Origin of the sequence: Alteromonas sp. 14N.309.X.WAT.G.H12, assembly GCF_036697315.1 — a bacterium.
Taxonomy (GTDB): domain Bacteria; phylum Pseudomonadota; class Gammaproteobacteria; order Enterobacterales; family Alteromonadaceae; genus Alteromonas.
Window position 1 is genome coordinate 1 of sequence record NZ_JBAHZB010000030.1, and the last position, 19,734, is coordinate 19,734.

17 protein-coding genes are annotated in these 19,734 nt (G+C 46.7%); 15 read left to right on the top strand and 2 right to left on the bottom strand.

Annotated elements, in window-relative coordinates; genetic code table 11:
- Positions 1-185: 185 nt before the first annotated feature.
- The 4 genes from V5298_RS10050 to V5298_RS10065 all read left to right on the top strand — a co-directional run bounded on the left by V5298_RS10050 (position 186) and on the right by V5298_RS10065 (position 2,833).
- A complete protein-coding gene (locus V5298_RS10050; RefSeq protein WP_332931331.1) occupies positions 186-482 on the top strand; it encodes a YfcL family protein in 297 nt (98 codons plus the stop codon).
- Positions 483-705: 223 nt separating this feature from the next.
- On the top strand, positions 706-1,263 hold the full coding sequence (locus tag V5298_RS10055; RefSeq protein ID WP_332931356.1) for a FlgO family outer membrane protein: 558 nt from the start codon (positions 706-708) through the stop codon (positions 1,261-1,263).
- On the top strand, positions 1,253-2,017 hold the full coding sequence (locus tag V5298_RS10060; protein ID WP_332931332.1) for a FlgO family outer membrane protein: 765 nt from the start codon (positions 1,253-1,255) through the stop codon (positions 2,015-2,017). Before V5298_RS10055 ends, V5298_RS10060 begins: the two co-directional genes overlap by 11 nt.
- Before the next feature lie 3 nt (positions 2,018-2,020).
- Positions 2,021-2,833, top strand: coding sequence for a FlgO family outer membrane protein (locus tag V5298_RS10065; RefSeq protein WP_332931333.1), 813 nt, complete (start codon positions 2,021-2,023; stop codon positions 2,831-2,833).
- Here the strand turns inward: V5298_RS10065 and mnmC are convergent.
- Positions 2,830-4,824, bottom strand: coding sequence for a bifunctional tRNA (5-methylaminomethyl-2-thiouridine)(34)-methyltransferase MnmD/FAD-dependent 5-carboxymethylaminomethyl-2-thiouridine(34) oxidoreductase MnmC (gene mnmC, locus V5298_RS10070; protein ID WP_332931334.1), 1,995 nt, complete (start codon positions 4,822-4,824; stop codon positions 2,830-2,832). The genes V5298_RS10065 and mnmC overlap by 4 nt on opposite strands.
- A gap of 249 nt (positions 4,825-5,073) precedes the next feature.
- On the opposite strand from mnmC, the gene fabB reads away from it, so the two are divergent.
- From fabB to purF, 10 genes are all read left to right on the top strand, one after another.
- Positions 5,074-6,288: a beta-ketoacyl-ACP synthase I gene (gene fabB, locus V5298_RS10075; protein WP_332931335.1), complete on the top strand. Its 1,215-nt coding sequence runs from the start codon at positions 5,074-5,076 to the stop codon at positions 6,286-6,288.
- 128 nt (positions 6,289-6,416) lie between these two features.
- On the top strand, positions 6,417-7,565 hold the full coding sequence (locus tag V5298_RS10080) for a 4-phosphoerythronate dehydrogenase (RefSeq protein WP_332931336.1): 1,149 nt from the start codon (positions 6,417-6,419) through the stop codon (positions 7,563-7,565).
- 44 nt (positions 7,566-7,609) lie between these two features.
- Entirely contained in the window at positions 7,610-8,626 is a 1,017-nt protein-coding gene (locus tag V5298_RS10085; RefSeq protein WP_332931337.1) for an aspartate-semialdehyde dehydrogenase, read from the top strand.
- A gap of 271 nt (positions 8,627-8,897) precedes the next feature.
- Positions 8,898-11,987, top strand: a complete 3,090-nt coding sequence (locus V5298_RS10090; protein ID WP_332931338.1) for a FimV/HubP family polar landmark protein — start codon at positions 8,898-8,900, stop codon at positions 11,985-11,987.
- Between the two features lie 84 nt (positions 11,988-12,071).
- Positions 12,072-12,860: a tRNA pseudouridine(38-40) synthase TruA gene (gene truA / locus V5298_RS10095; RefSeq protein WP_332931339.1), complete on the top strand. Its 789-nt coding sequence runs from the start codon at positions 12,072-12,074 to the stop codon at positions 12,858-12,860.
- 149 nt (positions 12,861-13,009) lie between these two features.
- On the top strand, positions 13,010-13,855 hold the full coding sequence (gene accD, locus V5298_RS10100) for an acetyl-CoA carboxylase, carboxyltransferase subunit beta (protein ID WP_332931340.1): 846 nt from the start codon (positions 13,010-13,012) through the stop codon (positions 13,853-13,855).
- On the top strand, positions 13,856-15,145 hold the full coding sequence (gene folC / locus V5298_RS10105) for a bifunctional tetrahydrofolate synthase/dihydrofolate synthase (RefSeq protein ID WP_332931341.1): 1,290 nt from the start codon (positions 13,856-13,858) through the stop codon (positions 15,143-15,145).
- 9 nt (positions 15,146-15,154) lie between these two features.
- Entirely contained in the window at positions 15,155-15,754 is a 600-nt protein-coding gene (locus tag V5298_RS10110; protein WP_332931342.1) for an SPOR domain-containing protein, read from the top strand.
- A gap of 205 nt (positions 15,755-15,959) precedes the next feature.
- Positions 15,960-16,448: a CvpA family protein gene (locus V5298_RS10115; RefSeq protein WP_332931343.1), complete on the top strand. Its 489-nt coding sequence runs from the start codon at positions 15,960-15,962 to the stop codon at positions 16,446-16,448.
- A 14-nt stretch (positions 16,449-16,462) separates the two neighbouring features.
- Positions 16,463-17,983, top strand: a complete 1,521-nt coding sequence (gene purF, locus V5298_RS10120; RefSeq protein WP_332931344.1) for an amidophosphoribosyltransferase — start codon at positions 16,463-16,465, stop codon at positions 17,981-17,983.
- 85 nt (positions 17,984-18,068) lie between these two features.
- On the opposite strand, the gene V5298_RS10125 is transcribed toward purF, so the two are convergent.
- Positions 18,069-18,668: a Yip1 family protein gene (locus V5298_RS10125; RefSeq protein WP_332931345.1), complete on the bottom strand. Its 600-nt coding sequence runs from the start codon at positions 18,666-18,668 to the stop codon at positions 18,069-18,071.
- A 233-nt stretch (positions 18,669-18,901) separates the two neighbouring features.
- Here V5298_RS10125 and miaE point away from each other — a divergent pair, with 233 nt between their 5' ends.
- Positions 18,902-19,675, top strand: coding sequence for a tRNA isopentenyl-2-thiomethyl-A-37 hydroxylase MiaE (miaE, locus tag V5298_RS10130; protein ID WP_332931346.1), 774 nt, complete (start codon positions 18,902-18,904; stop codon positions 19,673-19,675).
- The last annotated feature ends 59 nt before the right edge of the window (positions 19,676-19,734 follow it).

A 19,734-nucleotide genomic window follows, 5' to 3' on the forward strand; every position in this document is an offset into this window, starting at 1 on the left:
GAAAATATTCTTATTGTGGCGACAAAAAATAAGTTAAAAAGCCTTGAAGGACGACCACTTCGCCTCGATACAGGAGATAGTGAACTCGATAAAGCCATGGGCGGATATTTTTCAGTTATCACCGGTTATCGTGACAAAGTGCTGCACCCCGCACAGTAAAAATTTAAATTAACGGAGACATTCTTATGCATTACCCTGCCGCAGCGCCTACTGAGTTTATTGAAAATGTTGCAAAAATCGAGGCTCAGCTCGATAGTGTGGTGGATCATGGTAGTGACGATGATTTATTTATTGCCAGCTACCTTCAGGGGCACTTTGCGGTGCTTGCTCGTCAACAGGAAATGACCGAAGGCGCGTCGTTAACAACTTTAAATGAAGCTATGATGGGCAGCCTTGAAGCGGCCTTTGCCAATTATGAACTAGAACAAGCCGATCAGAAAAAAGTCCTCGCCTTGTGGCAGCAGTTACTGACGTCAATTTAGTCGTAAAAGCGGCAAGCAGGGGCAGAGGATTGCCGCTGTTTGCAGCAGAACTGTCATTTATCCTCGCCTAATCCCACGGCTTCTAATCAAATAATACATGGTATGAATTTTGCCATACCATGGACTAAACTCTTCTTATTAAAAGATCCAGGTGGAACCTATGAATCTTCGTCACGTAATCTTCACGCCTATCATGTGTCTGTCTGCCATTAGCTGTCTTTTTATGGCAGGTTGTGCCAGTGAATCTGATGTGACATTGAAAGAAGAAAATATGGCATTGCCGGCATTAGGGAATGTGGAATATCACACCTATATTCTTGCTAATGAGTTGTTTTCCGGTTTACACCCCGCCAGTCACGCCAAGTATGCTGTGGTGGGGTTTGTCCCGGTAGATACCATGAAATATAACCCTCAGGATCAGGATCCTCTTATGATGTTAGGCCATCAATTAGAAGAAGGAATGATCACAGAAGCCACCAAACGGGGATTTAGCGCTCAAGAGTTTAAGTTAACAGGCGATATAGTAATGGGAGACTATGCAGATCGTGTACTTACACGGGATGTTGATAAATTGTCAGACATGGAACGCATTGATTTTTTTATCACCGGAACGATCGTTAGACAGCAGGCAGGCGCCATGGTTAATGCCCGTGTGATTAATGCGAAAACAAAAGAAATAGTGGCAGCCGCAACTCGGTTTTTCCCCGCTGGGTTGTTCTGGAAAGAAGAAAAAGTCACGACCCGCAATGGTCGTTTGTACAGAATTGAAGATGAGGGTTAAGGTCATGGGCGCAGGAAGTCAGCTAGCGGTAACCACAATGGCAATATTGGTATTAACGGGTTGCGCGACGCACAAAGACGAACAGGCTAGCGCTGCCAATAGTAGCGATAAAGAACAAGAGCGGGTACTCAACGTGATCGACGTGCGGGCAGAAGACCGGGTGCAGGCCGTTCCTATGAATGACGATGAGGCTGACAGCTTTGGCGCGTTGGGACAACCGCCGATTTATAGCAGTATGCAGGGCACGTATCAGGGCCGACCGCTCAATAAACATGTGGGCGATTATGTAAAAAATCTGACCCAGGACCTCGTCTCCAACATGGAATATGTGTCAAATAAGACCCCAGTGGCCGTGACCGATTTTGCCATGCTGGACTCCGACTTACAGCACACCAATTTACTCGGTCACCAGATGGCCGAGTCCTTTATGCATGAACTCCACAAATACCGTATTCCCGTGGTTGACTATAAAGCTACGGATTATATTCGTGTAACCAGTGAAGGTGACTTTTTACTTAGTCGGGATTACCTCGATCTTAACAGTAGTTTGCCCATCGATTACGTTCTTACCGGCACCATGGCCAAACATCAAGGTGGTGTGCTTGTTAATGCCAGAATTTTGGGGATAGAAAGCCGCGCTGTGGTGGCTAGCGCCCAATTGCTGATTCCATTTTACGTGGTTGATGCGTTGATACCGAGTAATAGCAATGGTAAAAATGGCTTTCGTGACGGTGTTAAAATAACGCGGGGATAAATTTTGAAAAAGACAAGCCAGTTAAATGTCATGGTAAGTGTTTTTTGTGCCTTAACGTTATCAGCCTGTAGCGCGTTTGATGACCAACATCACGGGATGACGGAACAAAAAAACACCAAACCATCACCCCCAAAAATCGCGCCGGTAGCCACTAAGAGCAATGCCACTAACAAAAAAGAGCTAAAAAATGGCTTGGTGTATCAACCTGATGCACGAGACAAACTCTATGCTAACGCCGATGAGGAACTTCGCGCCTGGCATGATCCCTTAGTGAGTGGTTATCAACCCGATCATACGCACAAGGCACTGGTGGATTATGCTTCACAAATTGCCATGCAATTAATGAACAATGCTAATGAAATAGAGCCCGACGATCTTATCGGTGTGGCGAGTTTCGTGCGCTTAAATGCTTCGTTACGGGACACCACGGTATTGGGGAATCAACTCTCTGAACTATTGATAACGGAAATTCAAAGCTATGGCCTTGGCGTGGTCGATTTTAAAATGGCCGGTGATATTACCGTGACGCCAAAGGGGGATCTGGCGATGCGTCGCAGTGTCCAACGTAAACCACAGAAATTGGCCATGGATCACATCTTAACCGGGACGTTAATTGAAGAGCCTCGAGGGGTGCGGGTCAATGCACGGATTGTGTCAACGGCAAATAATCAAGTGGTGGCCAGCACCACATTACTGATACCGGCGTTTATGGTAACGCAACTAAATCATACTGAGGCAACGAGCGAACCTGCCTCGGTAACGAGCGAGTCTGCCTCGGCAATGACAAGGACTTTTAAGGCCAGAGGCCACCGCTAATCTGGCATCCCACTTTTTCTGATGAGATCTCTTATAACAAACCGCGAGGGGGACACTGCCTGCAACAGATGATTGGGCAGTGGCATGGGAGTATGGGTAAGTTGCGCTAATAGTACCTCGGCCAATAATGGCGCACTAACAAGCCCTCGCGAGCCTAAGCCGGTAAGGGTGAATAATCGGTTTGCCGGGGGCAATGGTTGGCGCTCCAGGGATTTACCTTGGGCTAAACCTTGATAATGCTGTTGAAGTGTTTTTTGACTAAGCAACTGCCCAACGGCGGGCTGATGATCGGGAAGTGCCAAGCGTATTGAGGCTCTTGCGTTGCCATCGTGATGTAACGAATTGATCCAATCGCCGTGCTGTAGTGCTTTTTGGTGGATGGCTAAATTAGCCTTGGTGTCTTGCTCTCGAATATCACAGGCCAAATCGTTTTTACCGTAGGTGGAGCCCAGCGCATGACGGCCTTGTGTCACAGGAGTCATATAGCCTTTGTGGCACAGCACGGTTTTTAGCTTATCAATGGGAGCTTGCGTGGGGATGGCTTCAACTTGCCCTCGTACCGGCCGCAGAGGAAGGGCTTGCATGACATCCACTTTCGTTGCATCTGCCCCGGTGCACATTATCAGATAATCAAATTCGTGATGTTGGTCGTTGATGCGACATGTCACCTGTTGTTCGTTTTCCTCAATATGGGTTACCCGGCTATTCAATTGGATCGTGGTGTAGCCTTTGTACTCATCGAGTAAGGCTCTGACCAGTTGGGGTGGTGAAAGCCACCCACCTAAGGGAATGAATAAGCCTCCAAAGGGAAGTGTTACACCGGCAATATTTGAGGCTTCCTCGGAGTCCACACCGGTGATGAGGCTATCGGGCCACACGGCATTTTCAAGCAGCTTTTCCTGCCGGCAAACCACTTCAGGAGAAAAGCCTAATTGCAACACACCACACCATTGGTGATCAAACGGCCTGGTTAGGGTATCGTAAAATCGCCGAGCATAGGCAAAACCTAACGCCTGGATTTGACTGGGGTAACTGGCTTCACTGTGCAATTGTGGGTAGACGCCGCCTTGGGGGTTTCCCGAAGCGCCAGTGGCAAGGGCGTTGTCGGCGCACAGCAAGGTCGAGGTGAAACCGTTTCTGGCCAAAACATGGGCAACGGTTGCTGCGGCAAGGCCACCACCCACAATACCAATGCGACTTTTTGAGGTTAGCCTATGGCCATTAAAACGGGCATAAGGAGGTGCGGCTTCAGAACGCCTTTCTCCAGTATATTGACCTGTTAGCATATCCCGTTTGCGACCAAACCCTTTTCGTTTTTCAATTGTAAAGCCAGCGGCTTTTAACCCTCGTTTAACCACGCCTGCGGCGGTAAAGGTGCCAAATGTGGTGGAATTTTTTGACAGGCGTGCCATTTGCGTAAACAATTTATCTGTCCACATTTCTGGATTTTTACTGGGGGCAAAGCCATCTAAAAACCAGGCGTCGATGAGTCCAGTTGCAGGTGAATGCCACTGAGGAAGCAGGGTATGTACATCACCTAACCAGAGATCTAAGGTGGTATGGGCGGCGGTAAAGTGAAGTCGGTGGCAGCCATCAAGAGAAAGTGGATATTGCTGAACCAACTGGGTAACGTAAGGTCTTAAGGAGGGAAATACCCGTAATGTCTGTTGTAGATCTGTGGTACTCAGGGTATATTTTTCTGTGGAAAGTAGATACACATTTTTAAGGGTATGGGCGGGATTTTCGTTTCTAAACTGAACAAAAGCGGCCATCGCCACTAGACAATTTAATCCACTACCAAAACCGGTTTCGGCGATAACAAAAGACGGTTGGGTGTGACTGAGCCAACGCTGGGGCAGGTCGTTACCAGCTAAAAATACATGTTTCGTTTCTTCAATACCATTATCAATGGAAAAATAAATATCGTCAAAATGGTCTGCAACAGGGGTTCCGTTGTCATTAAAATGTATTTGCGCGCGTTGGGTTTTCAAGATTCTATTGTCGGTTAGCTAAATATTGGGTGATCATACCTTGCATGTTACAGTGAGCAAAGCTAACGCTGTGGTGATAGATGAAAATTTCATCGCTCATAGAGCATAAACCGTTACTAAACTCGTTACGGGCAGAAAACAGGTATGTTGTAGGCGAAATGATGTAAGTGGTTTAGTGCATAAAAAAGAGCAGACCACTTTATTGATGAAAATCGTTACCATATGCCCCATCAAATTAAAGGGTAGATTATGAGAAGAGCAGTTATTACCGGTATGGGTATTGTTTCCAGTATCGGTGTCAATCAGGACGACGTTCTGGCTTCACTAAAAGCCGGCAAATCGGGTATTACATTTTCTGAACAATTCGCAGAAATGGGGTTGCGTAGCCAAGTTTGGGGTAATGTCGATATAGATTTAACGGAACACATCGATCGTAAGGCCATGCGTTTTATGGGCGATGCTGCCGCGTATGCCTATGTTGCTATGCAGCAGGCCATTGCGGATTCTGGTTTGGAAGAGTCGGATGTTTCCAATGAACGTACAGGCATCATTGCCGGTTCAGGTGGCGCCAGCTCAATGAACCAGGTACTTTCCGCTGATATCCTGCGAGAGAAAGGGGTCAAGCGTATGGGGCCGTATATGGTTCCTCGATGCATGGCTTCCACGGTTTCGGCGTGTTTGGCCACACCGTTTAAAATTAAGGGGGTGAACTACTCCATCGCCTCTGCTTGCGCCACCAGTGCCCATTGCATTGGCAACGCCCTTGAATTGATTCAGTTAGGCAAGCAAGATGTGGTGTTTGCAGGTGGCGGAGAAGAATTGCACTGGTCTTTGTCCAGTCAATTTGATGCCATGGGCGCACTCTCTTCTAAATTCAACGACACACCGGCTCTTGCTTCCCGTACTTATGATGCGAGCCGTGATGGTTTTGTTAGCTCTGGTGGCGGTGGCATGGTCGTGGTGGAAGAACTGGAACATGCCTTGGCAAGAGGCGCCACAATCTATGGTGAAGTGGTGGGATACGGAGCCACCTCTGACGGCTTTGATATGGTTGCACCTTCTGGCGAAGGCGCCATTCGTTGCATGAAGATGGCGATGCAAAATGTAGAAGGAAGCATCGATTACGTAAATACTCACGGCACATCCACGCCAGTGGGTGATGTAAAAGAACTCAAAGCCATTCAAGAAGTATTTGGTGATACCAATGTACCCATTAGTGCCACCAAGTCGCTTACCGGCCACGCATTAGGTGCCGCTGGCGTTAATGAGGCAATCTACAGTTTGTTAATGATGAAGCACAATTTTATTGCTCCATCCATTAACATTGAAACACTGGATGAAGCCGCGCAAGGGCTTGATATCGTAACCTCCACCCGTGAGGCCACGTTAAATACCATTATGTCGAACAGTTTCGGCTTTGGTGGTACAAATGCAACGTTAGTGATGCAACGCTATAACGGCTAAAGCACACCGGCTTTATTGTTCGTTTCGTTATCATGACGCCCGTCTGAAGTTATCTTCTGACGGGCGTTTCGTTTTCGTTATGCGCTCTGCTATTATACGCGCTTCGTCTTGTCTGGAAGCCATGCAGTATGACCTGTATCTACTACGAAGAAAGTATTCCTTATGGCGATGCCTATTTTTCAACCCTAGGCACGGCCATCCCGTTTCAGGGATCTCGATTAAAACCTGAACAGCTGCAACACGCTGATTATCTAGCGGTAAGATCCACAACCTGTGTGGATGCCAATTTACTGGTCGATGCGCACCAGCTCAAACTGGTTACCACGGCCACTGCCGGTACCAATCATTTAGATAAGAAGGCGTTAACCTCCCGTCATATTCCGTTTAACTCCGCTGGCGGATGCAACGCCGTATCGGTGGCTGAGTATGTGATTAGCGTGCTGATGAACGCCCATCTGCAACAGCGTTTGGATTTAAGTCGTATTACCGTTGGCATTGTGGGAGCTGGCCACGTGGGTACTGCCCTTAGCCAGCGCTTACAAGCATTAAATATTTCTTATAAACTGTGCGATCCACCTTTACAGGAAAAGGGCGATCACCGTCATTTTGTTGGTATGGATGACATCCTCACCTGTGATGTCATTACATTGCATGTGCCATACGTCAATGAGGGAGCAAATAGGACGGTGAATCTTATTGATGAACATGCCTTGGCAGGTATGTCAGATAAGCAAATACTGATTAATGCCTGTCGCGGGGAAGTGGTTGATCAAGACGCATTGCTCGCCTGTCTAAGCAAAAATCACGGCCCAACTACAGTGTTGGATGTTTTTGCCAACGAACCGCAGGTTAATCAGGCCTTATTGCCCCATTTATGGCTGGCAACTCCGCATATCGCAGGGCATTCTGTGGAAGGTAAACTCCGTGGTACACAAATGGCTTATGAACAGATTTGTCACGCAACGGGCAAACCGGTTGCATTGAGCATGGAAGATTTTCTTTCCCAGCCGCCCGCCGCCCGTTTTGCGCCGGATAAACCGACGGTTGATGGACTGGATTGGGATACCCTGTGTTCGTTATTGCTGGGGGTTTATGATATTACAAAAGACGATGCCTTGTTTCGTCGTGACACTTCGACGCAGGGATTTTTAACCATGCGCAAAAACTACCCGCAACGACGGGAATGCAGTGCTTATGTGCTGCGAATAGCGGCCCCTGTATCTGAAGGGATCACCGGCCAGCTTAGTCGTCTTGGTTTTACCTTGGAACTTATATAACACACCATCAAAGTACATGGCGTGAGAGTGGAGAAAAAGAAATTATGTCGCAAGCGTTCGATATTGCTGTATTAGGTGCTACCGGCCTGGTGGGGCAGGCTATTTTGGAATTGTTGGAAGAAAGAAAGTTCCCCGTGGGTAATCTTTACCCGCTGGCTAGTGAGCGCAGCGCCGGCAGCACAGTTACGTTTAAAGGTGAAGATATCGAGGTGCTGAATGCCGATGATTTTGATTGGTCACAGGTCCAATTTGGTTTCTTTTCTGCCGGTGGCTCTGTGTCTGCCCACTATGCGCCCTTAGCGGCGGAGTCAGGCTGTGTGGTGATCGACAATACCTCACATTTTCGCTATGAACCCGATATTCCCTTGGTTGTGCCTGAGGTTAACGCTCATGCCTTGGTGGATTTTAGAAACCGAAATATTATTGCGAATCCTAATTGCTCTACCATTCAGATGGTGTTGGCGTTACATCCTATCCATCAGGCAGGAGGCATTGAACGTATAAATGTGTGTACATACCAGTCGGTATCCGGCGCCGGTAAAAAAGCCATGGAAGAACTGGCAAAACAAACCGCAGGCTTGCTAAATACACGGCCGGTAACCCCTGAGGTTTTTAGTCGTCAGATTGCCTTTAACAGCATTCCGCAAATCGATGAATTTATGGATAACGACTACACCAAAGAAGAAATGAAAATGGTATGGGAAACTCAAAAAATATTGGGTGATGCGGATATTTTGGTCAATGCGACAGCGGTGCGAGTACCAGTGTTTTATGGGCACGGCGAAGCCATACATCTTGAAACCCGTATGCCTGTGGATGCTGCCCAGGTATGTCAATTATTGGCACAAGCTGACGGGGTGAAAGTGTATGAGTCGAAAGAGGACTTTCCTACTCAGGTGGGGACTGCCAGTGGCAATGATCTGGTCCATGTGGGCCGGATCCGTGACGACATTTCTCATCCCAATGGGCTTAACATGTGGGTGGTGTCAGACAACATAAGAAAAGGGGCGGCCACCAATGCGGTACAGATCGCCGAAGTGTTGTTAAGGGATTACTATTAAGTGGCAAAGCTGACGCCTTAATGGTGTTCTTTTTTATGCCGGATAGGGAATTTCTCTATCTGGCAAGTGTTCAGCCATGCCTTTTCCTAGATAGTTAAGGTTAACTGGTTTATAGTTTTGTTATTGTATGTGTTATTCAGGCGAACTGGAGTAAAGTTTGCATAACATAATTTTACGGTTGCATCATACTGAATATTGTCGGTTTTCTGACGTTGCCGTTGACTGTATCTGAATATTCTGTGGAAGACGTTTGAGAGCATATAGGAACGCTATGAAATTGCAATTGACAGGCCTGCTTACGCTGCTACTTTTATTAGCTGCGCCTGCTTCTTTGAACGCGCAAGATAACGAAACCACCTTACGGGGCCCGAAAAATGCCACCGATCAGTATTCAGGTAACGTTTATGGACCTATCAATGATAGCGACACACTTTGGCGCATTGCCAGCCGCTATCGGCAGAACCCAAACCTGTCGGTCTATCAGGTTATGGTGGCCATTTATGAGTTAAATCCCACGGCGTTTGAAGAAAAAAATCTGAATTTATTGGTCGACGGTGCCATCTTAAAACTCCCGTCGGAGCGTTATGCCGCGCGCATTGATGCCGAAAAAGCCAAGCAACGTGCCTTGCACGATGAACAGGTTTTTAGCGAACTATCGAAAGGTCCCGGTGCCTCACTGGAAAATATCAAACCCTCCGCACCGTTAGTCAATCAGCAAGATCTGTTCAGTACACGGTCTGCCATTGAAGATAAGATCACTGCACTTGATAGCCAGCAAGCGGCGCAATTTGACGAATTGCGGCGGCAATTTGCCGCTTCCTTACAAAATGTACAGACCATTTTGGATGAAAATCGCAAGTTGTACGCTCGGGTTGAGCAGGTAAACGAAGATCTTACCTCGCTACGCACGCAAGTTGAAAGTGATGTACAAAGTCAAATGGATGAGCAGACGGCGTTGCAGCGGCAATTGCTGGATTTAATGCTAAAGGAAGAAGCCGAGCGTGACGCGGAAAAGCAAAACTCTTTAACGAATACGCTAAGCCAACCCTTCATGCTGATCTTAGGTTCTGGACTCATTACCTTATTAGTGGTGGGTGGGCTAATTACCTGGTTACTATCCCGGGGACGAAAAGCACAAGATGAAAACCCCGTCGCCGCGGTTTCTACTGCCTCTGAAGCTGCACCTGTGGCGGATATTGCGGCATCGGCTTCACCAAATTTAGAGGATACACCGGAACTCGTGGATGACGAGTTGTTTAACGACGATGAATTGTTAGACGATGTGTTGTCCAATGAACTGGAAGAAGCGTTAGATGATGAATTAGAAAGCTTTACGGATCTGGACGATGACATGCTGGTTCCAGATGATGAATTTGCCTTTGACGATGGGGAATCTCAGCTTAATCAAGACGAGTTAGATAGCCTCTTTGACGGTGAGCCGCTTCCTGATGACAGCACTGATCTTGAAGGCATTGATTTGTCGGAAGTGGAAGTGCCCGATGAGCTCACCACTGAAAGTTTGGAAGCAGAGCCAGACCCGATTGATGCCGCTGATGACGATGATATTGATGCACTTTTGGCTGAAAATCAGCCCGCTGATCCAGTGGAAGAAGAAAACGAGGATGATGTTCTCTCTCGTTTCGAATCGTCGGAAGAGGAAGAAAAGCCAGAAATTGATATCGATGAACTATTAGAAGAAGAGCCCTCGGAAGTAGTGGCCGCACTGGAAGAAGAAGATATTGTCAGTGATGAAATGCTGGATAAAATCGACCGGGAAATAAACGATCAGAATCAGGCTATTGATCGCCTTGCTGACACCATAGTTTCTGAGATGGAACAATTGGATCAGATGGCGGATATGTTAGGTGATCTCGACGACGAAGAAGAGGAAATTGTCACAGAAACCTCCCCGTCGCCCCAAGCTATTCAGGATCTCGAAGCGCTAAGTGAAGAGTTAGATGAAATCGACATTGAAGATATGGAAAATGCCGATGAATTTAATGAACCACTGTCTGATGAGTTGATTGCGGATTTACAAAATGATGGCGAATACAACGAAGTAAAGGTTGACGAAAACATTGGCAGTGATGCCGTCGAAGACGTCACGGACGCTGACACCGCCGCTGATGCGCCTACAGCTAGCGATGATGTGGAGGACGCCGAAGCCGACTTAGATGATCCTCTCACCGACGAACTACTTATAGAGCTGGAAAGTGACCTTGCCAATAACGCTAACCCTGGTGATATTGATCAAGATGATCTCGCTGATGAACTGCTTGCTGAATTTGGTATTCAGGATGATAAAAGCCAAGATGACTCACCTAGCGAAGACATAGACAATACCCTCGATTCCGATTTAATCATCGATGAAACGGACGCGTTGTCGGAGGATTTATTAGCCGAACTTGAGACGGAATGGATTGATAACGGAGACAATGAAGGCGATGTACCCTCGCTTTTGATGGAAGATGAGGCATCGTTAGAAGACACACTCCCTCCCACTGAGGAAGAGGTTGAGCCAGCGACGCAGGCAGACGATGCCGATCCGCTAAGCGATGCTTTAGAGGAATTCGATCGTCAGCTAATAGAGGATATTCCGTCAATTGCCGATACGGCTATTGATACACCGTTAGGGCTTGATAGTGAGACGCCGGTACAAGACAGCGCGGAAGAGGACATTGAGGACTTTAATCTGGAGCAGGAAGTCGATGGTATTGAAACGCCGGCAAAAGCCAATGATACCTTTGATGAACTTGAAGATGTGCCGGGCTTGGATGATTGGCTCACAGAAGGTAATAACGAAGATCATGCGTTGCTCGATGATTTGGAACAAGCGGACTTTGACGAACTGCTAGGTGAATTTGATGCTACAGAAGATGTGGATAAAGCCGCCAGCGAACAGCAAAAAACAGAAACTGAAGCATTGTCACTGGGCAATCCGGATTTAGATCTTAACGCCTTGCTTACCGATCCCGATGACGCATCTTCAGCCTCAACGGATGACACCGAAGTGGCTGAGGGGCAAGAGACGGCGCAAGATATAAGGGAAGAGGACGATGTTGATGATGGCTTTCTTGATGTAGAAACCCTCATGGACTCGGATATGGATCCTCCGTCCACCGCCGATGAACAGCCGTTGGATTTAGATGTGAGTTTGTCAGATTTTACCGGCGTGACCGATGATGAAGATATTATCGATATTGATAAAGATGCTGGTCAGGCGGCAAATCTCGATCTGGCGCGGGTGTATATCGAAATGGATGATATTCCCGCCGCTAAGGAATTGCTTAATGAAGTGGTTTCCCAAGGCAGCGATGAACAAAAGGATGAAGCTGAAAGCTTGTTAGCTCAGCTTGCTTAATAGGCAGGGTAGAGCTTGGCTGTTGCATCTACTTCATTGACTGACTACACTTAGCCGATTTTTTTACATGAGGTAGGTTAAGACATGGCGAGAATTGCCTTGGGCATTGAGTATGATGGTGCGGCCTGTTTCGGATGGCAGCGTCAGCAAGCAGTCCCGAGTGTTCAGGCTTATCTGGAAGACGCATTATCTAAAGTAGCGAACCAGACGATTCACGTGCAGTGTGCTGGGCGCACTGACGCTGGTGTGCATGCCACAGGTCAGGTCGTTCATTTTGATTGTGACGAATACCGTCCTGAGCGCGCATGGACAATGGGCGTAAACGCGAACCTTCCAGATGTTATAGCGGTAAAATGGTGTAAGACGGTAGATAAAGAGTTCCATGCCCGTTTTTCTGCGACTCACCGTCGTTATCGGTATGTCATATTCAACCACACTTTACGGCCTGCTATTCTTCATGGCGGCGTGACCCATGTATATCAGACTCTCGATACCGATCTTATGCATGAAGCCGCTCAGGCCTTATTAGGTGAGCAGGATTTTACGTCCTTTCGGGCGTCATTATGCCAGTCAAAAACGCCGTTTCGAAATGTAACCCACATTGAAGTTTACCGCCTTGGCGCCTATGTTATTGTCGATATCCGCGCAAATGCGTTTTTACATCATATGGTGAGAAACATCGTGGGCTCACTGGTAAAAGTGGGTTGTAAAGAACAACCTGTCTCTTGGATTGGTGAGCTACTGGCGGCCAAAGATCGTACAAAGGCGGCCGCCACAGCGAAGCCCAATGGACTGTATCTGGTGGATGTAACTTATCCAGAGGCGTTGGGAATTCCAAAAGGGCCTTTAGGTCCACTGTTTTTGCCGCAGTGAAACGGATAGAAGGATAAACTTCTAAGACCAGTTTTACTTTTTTCATAATCCTGTATTGTGGTCTAATACGGGGCTAAATTGCTTTTTAATACTGTGCACCAATAAACATGAATGAAGCATGGTAACTGACAACAAGGATTTTCCTTAAAATGAGCTGGATTCAAAAGATTCTTCCAAAAACCCAAACATCTACCAAAGGGAACGTACCTGAAGGTATTTGGACAAAGTGCACAAGCTGTCAAGCCGTACTGTATAAGCAGGAATTAGAAAAACTGCTTGAAGTGTGCCCTAAGTGTGGCAATCACATGCGTATCAATGCACGTAAGCGTATTGATGCCTTTCTTGATGCGGGTGATAGAAAAGAACTGGGTGCCGACTTAGAGCCCCAAGATATTCTTAAATTTAAAGATTCAAAACGCTACAAAGACAGAATTAATGCGGCGCAAAAAAGCACCAATGAAAAAGACGCCTTGATTGTTATGCAGGGGAAACTCAAAGGCATGCCGATTGTAGTGGCCAGTTTTGAATTCGCTTTTATGGGCGGTTCAATGGCGTCTGTGGTAGGTGCACGATTTGTGGCAGCGGTGAATGCCTGTTTAGAGCATAATATGCCGTTGGTGTGTTTCTCTGCTTCCGGTGGTGCACGTATGCAAGAAGCGTTGATGTCGTTAATGCAGATGGCAAAAACCTCGGCGGCACTGGCGAAAATGAGTGCCAAAGGATTACCTTATATTTCGGTATTGACCGATCCTACCATGGGCGGTGTTTCAGCCAGTTTGGCCATGCTAGGTGATATCAACGTGGCAGAGCCCAAAGCCTTAATTGGTTTTGCTGGCCCACGGGTTATTGAACAAACCGTTCGAGAAACGCTACCAGAAGGCTTTCAGCGAAGTGAATTCCTAGTGGAAAAGGGCGCCATCGATATGATTGTTGATCGTCGGGAAATGCGTGATAAATTACACGGCTTGTTAGAAAAATTACATCGTCCTAATTAAGTGAAAAGCACATTCCCAGAATCCAAAGGGCCAGCGCAGAGAGCGTCACTGGCCCAATGGTTAACTTATCTTGAATCCATCCATCCTTCCACCATCGATTTAGGCTTGGACAGAGTCCAACAGGTGGCAGAAAACCTCGCATTAGATTTCTCCAACACAACTGTGATCACCGTTGCCGGTACGAATGGCAAGGGAACGACCTGCCGATTTCTTGAGCAGGCCTTGTTGTGTCAGGGAAAATCCACCGGTGTGTATGCTTCTCCCCATTTACTTAATTATTGCGAGCGTGTTCGTCTTAATGGGAATGAAGCCGCCGATGATGTTTTTTGTGACGCTTTTGAACGCATCGAACAGGCCCGTGGTGAGGTGAGTTTAACCTACTTTGAATTTGGTACGCTGGCAGCTATGCTTATGATGACCGATGCCAACGTGGATTACGCCATTTTGGAAGTAGGGCTAGGTGGCAGGCTTGACGCCACCAATATTGTTGCAGCGGATATTGCGGTGATCACCACCATTGGCCTTGATCATATGGATTGGTTGGGTGATAGCCGAGATGAAATTGCCATTGAAAAAGCGGGCATTATGCGTCCACAGGGCTTGGCAGTTGTGGGAGATCTCGATCCACCGGCTACCTTAATTGACTATGTGGCTAAGCAGAATATCGACGCATGGTGGGCAAAGGAGGATTTTACCTTTCGTCTTACTGCTGACAATGAGTGGGAATGGCAAAAGCCCAGCAGCGCAGGGTATAGGTTTTCCATGCCGCAGATCCCCGTACAAAATGTGTCTACCGCCTTAGCGGTGCTTTCCCGTCTTGATCTATTGCCGTCTTTAGACAAACTTCAGGCGCTGATTAAAACGGTTAGTGTGCCAGGTCGCAGACAAAAAATAGCGAGCCAGCCCGATGTGTTTGTTGATGTGGCCCACAACCCACAAGCGTGTGCATTAATGCGTCAATGGATTGGTGAAGATCTTCAAGGCCGTTTGCACATTGTTGTTGGTATGCTGGTGGATAAGTCCCTCAGCGCCACGTTAGATGAATTAGGCTGTATTGAAGCAACCTGGTATATTGGCAGTACGAGTGGGCCGCGATGTTTGTCAGGTAAAGTATTAAAGCAGCACCTGCAGCCTAAACAGCAGCAATGTGCGCAAACATATGATTCTGTTACCGACGCTTATCTTGCCGCGCGAGAGAGTGCGCAAACACAGGACCGAATTTTGGTATTTGGTTCTTTTCTTACGGTGGCGGATGTATTAGCGTATCATCGAGATAGTAGTATCCAATAGGAGTGAACAGTGACCTCGGCGTTACAAAACCGTGTGGTCGGAACCGTAATTCTGGTAGCGCTAGCCGTGATCTTTTTACCAGATTTTCTCGACCGTAAAAAAGAGTCCAATAAAGATACTTTCGTCAGTGTGCCTGCAACGCCTGCTAAAAAGCCTATCGTTGATCCTGAGCCCTTTCCCTCAGAGCGGGCAACGAATTTGTCGCAGCGTCCCTTAGATGTTATCGAAGAGCCGATTGTTGATGACAGTGTGGCGATGGCACCAAAACCAATGGTACCAAAACCTATGGTTAAAGAAGTCACCATCACACAGGAAGATGATTTGGCCAGTCAGACTGTGGTATCCAAACCGGCTACTGAGTCGGACGATGCGGGCTGGGTGGTGCAGCTTGGTAGTTTCCGGCATGAAAAAAACGTAAAACAGTTGTTGGATAAGTTAGAAAAAGCCGGATACCGGGCCTTTAGTCGTCCCATTGAAACCCGTTCAGGCCCGTTGACGAAGGTCTTTGTTGGTCCGGATATGGATAAGAAAAAACTGCAAGGAGCGTTACCTCACTTGCAAGAAGTCACTGGCCTAAAAGGGAAGGTAACCACCTTTAAGGTTAAATAGTGAAGATCAGGTTTCGCTGGGAATTTTCGGTAAAAAGGGTCTGTCTATGAGATGGCAATTTTTTCTTTCTTCTTTGTCAGTATCTTGGGTGGGGAAGATGCATTACCTACTGGTAATATTCCGGGCTTCTGTTAGAATGCGCGCCATCTCGCAGAGGGCAGCAAACCATGCGTGCTTAAATCACAGACGGACTGATTAACGCTTAATGAACTGGGTCGACTTTTCCATTATTGGTATTATCATCGCTTCGACTTTGATCAGTCTGATGCGTGGTTTTGTAAAAGAGGCTATCTCCCTCGTTGTTTGGTTTGGCGCACTGTTTATCGCCAGTGAGTTTCACGCGGATCTTGCTGTGTACTTTACGCAAATTGACGACCCGGTATTACGCAATGGCGCCGCCATTGTAGTACTTTTTATAGTCACACTCATTTTAGGTGGCTTGTTTAATCATATCCTTGGTCAATTAGTCCAGGCTTCCGGGCTATCGGGCACTGACCGCGCGCTGGGAGCTATTTTCGGCGGATTACGTGGTGTGCTTATTGTCAGTGCTTTGTTGTTTTTCATGGATACATTTACTGAAGCTGCAAACTCTAACTGGTGGAGCCAGTCTATATTAATCCCCGAATTCGGTGTGATTATTGAGTGGTTTTTTACGTTTGTAAAAGACAGCTCCAGTTTTTTAAAACCCGCTTGATATAGGTAACGCTAATGTGTGGTATTGTCGGAATTGTTGGTAAAACACCGGTAGCTCAATCGCTGTATGATGGATTAACGGTTCTACAGCATCGTGGACAAGATGCGGCTGGGATCATCACCATCGATCATAACCGTTTTAACCTGAGAAAGGGCAATGGCCTGGTGCGGGATGTTTTCCACACACGGCATATGAAAAGATTGTCCGGTACCATGGGCATTGGCCATTGTCGCTATCCTACAGCCGGCACTTCTAGCTCGGCAGAAGCGCAGCCTTTTTACGTGAACTCGCCTTTCGGTATTGCCTTTGCACATAACGGCAACCTCACTAATTCCCATGATTTACAAGAAGAAGTCTTTCGTATTGCCAGACGACACATTAACACGTCTTCAGATTCTGAATTGCTGTTGAACATTTTGGCTCACGAACTTCAGCAGTGCACGGATCTTACCGTTACGGCTAAAGATATTTTTAAGGTGGTAACGACGGTACACAAGAAAATTCGCGGTGCTTATGCTGTAGTGGCTGCCATTATTGGCCAAGGTATTGTGGCTTTTCGTGACCCTCACGGGATCCGTCCATTGGCATTAGGTAAGCGGATCACCGAAATGGGTGAAGAATACATGGTGGCGTCTGAAAGTGTGGCGCTAGATGCCGTGGGCTTTACCTTTATTCGTGACGTTGCCCCCGGTGAGGCGGTGTATATTACCGAGCAAGGTGAATTACATACCCAACAGTGTGCTGAAGCCCCAACGACATCACCATGTATTTTTGAATTTGTTTATTTTGCGCGACCTGATTCCTTTATTGATGGTATCTCTGTTTATGCATCACGGGTGAACATGGGCCGTAAACTGGGTGAAAAAATAGCCAAGGAATGGGCTGATCTGGATATTGACGTTGTTATCCCTATTCCAGAAACCTCCATGGATGTGGCGCTACAAATTGCCACCACGTTGAATTTACCTTACCGACAAGGCTTTGTGAAAAACCGTTATATCGGTCGCACCTTTATCATGCCAGGGCAAACCATGCGCAAGCAATCTGTCCGTCGTAAGCTCAATGCTATTTCGTCAGAATTTAAAGGTAAAAATGTGTTACTGGTGGATGACTCTATTGTACGGGGTACAACGTCAGGACAAATTATTGAAATGGCCAGAGAGTCTGGGGCGAAGAAAGTGTATTTTGCGTCAGCGGCTCCAGAAATTCGTTTCCCTAATGTGTATGGTATTGATATGCCTTCAGCCAATGAGCTTATTGCCTATGGACGGGAAATCGATCAAATTGCAGATTTGATTCAGGCGGATGGACTTATTTTCCAAGATATTGAAGATCTTGTGAATGCGGTGAAAGAAGAGAACCCTGAAATTGAACGTTTTGAAACCTCTGTGTTTGACGGCAATTATATTACCGCGGATATCGACCAAGATTACCTTGAGCGTATTGATATTGCCCGGGGCGAGGCCGCAAAGCAAGCGCCGGTAGTACAGGCGGAACTTTCAAACCTTGAAATGCACAATATGGACAGCGATTAAGGGCGCTTAATTCGTTTGTTACCACTATAAAAAGCCGCTCTAAAGAGCGGCTTTTGCTTAAGGATATGGAGTGAAACGATAGTAATCAGTGGACATAAATCGGGCCGAAACCCATGCTCCATAAAATTACTGTGCTGGCCATTAAAATGGCCAATAATACCAATCCGCACGTCACTACAGAGCTGGCATATATGAAACCCTTTCCGTCGGGAATGTGCATCATGATTGGTGTGCCTGAATACAACAGATAAACTGAGTATGCCAAGCCGACAAGACCGACAGTCATGACGAACCAAAGTTCAGGATACAATCCGGCGAAACCGGTCATAAAGAGGGGGGTGGCTGTGTAAGCCGCAAGATCTAACGATTGGGTAAAATTCGGTGAGGCGTCGAAGGCATTTGCAAGCTCGTGTATCATGTAGGTAAGCAGCAAAACACCAATGATGAGACCAAAATACATACCGACGGCAAGCATAGCGGCACTTTGTTCGGTTAATTTTATCAGGTCGCCCGCGCCAATGCTCCAGCCTATGTGTGCACCAGAATAGTAGGTGATTAAAGCGGGGATAAGGGCAATCACAGCAATATGACTTAGCGGATAGACGTAACTTTCGCGTCTTTCGTCAATATCCTGCCATTCTTCTTGTGGACGGGTATAAATGCCGAGCAAATGGTTTAAAATCATAAAAGACACCTTGTTCTATGGGCATTGCCCAATATTGCTAACGCTATTGTTAACATAATTAACATTTATTTTACAATGAGTTTGTATCATGTTTGCAGGTACGTCAACTGTTTTGTTGGTTAAAAAATGTTCAGCCTTGGCCTTGTGGAATAAACGTTATATTTATTAATTGTTTAGAAAGTCTTAATAAAAATGAATGCATGAATTCTATGCATAAAAATTGAGAGAGTTTAATGGAATCTTCACAATACGCGTCTTTACTTGCGCCTATTAATGCCTTTATCCATTGCAGTACCCCGGATGCGTGGACACAACAGGCGGTTAAAAAAGCGCATCTTCCTGTATTGCTTATCGATCACTGTAATTGTGAATTGAAAGCGGCCCAAAGTGCTATGTACCTCATTCGTAAATATGCCGTGGATAAAGAAAGCGGTGATGCATTGCTGGCATGGTTAAAGCCGTTTGAAGATTTTATTTATCGAAAGCAGGGGAATTGGCAGGAACTGGCTGATCACGAAAAACTCAATAAATCCATGATACCCAAATCGGGGACGCCATATGGTCAAGAACTTATCGATAAAATGGTGTTATTGATTAAAGAAGAACTCCACCATTTCTATCAGGTATTGGAAATCATGGCGTCTTATGGCTTGACCTATGAGTCGGTGGGATCCAGTCGGTATGCCAGAGGCATGTTGCGTCATGTGCGCACCTACGAGCCTCAAGCGTTGATTGATAAACTGATTTGTGGTGCCTACATCGAAGCCCGTTCTTGTGAACGTTTTGCCAAATTGGCGCCTCATGTAGACAAGTCTTTAGGGGATTTTTATATTTCACTGCTGCGCTCTGAAGCAAGGCACTATCAAGACTACTTAACATTGGCACAAAAAATTGCCGGTGGTGATATTACCGATCGTGTGCAATTTTTTGGTGCCGTTGAAGCGGAACTGATTCTATCACCGGATGATGACTTTAAGTTTCATAGTGGCATACCGAAGGTGGCTTAGCATTTGATAAAAAGGGGCTATTCTCGGAGTCTAAAGAGAATTCTGGGAATAAAAAAGGG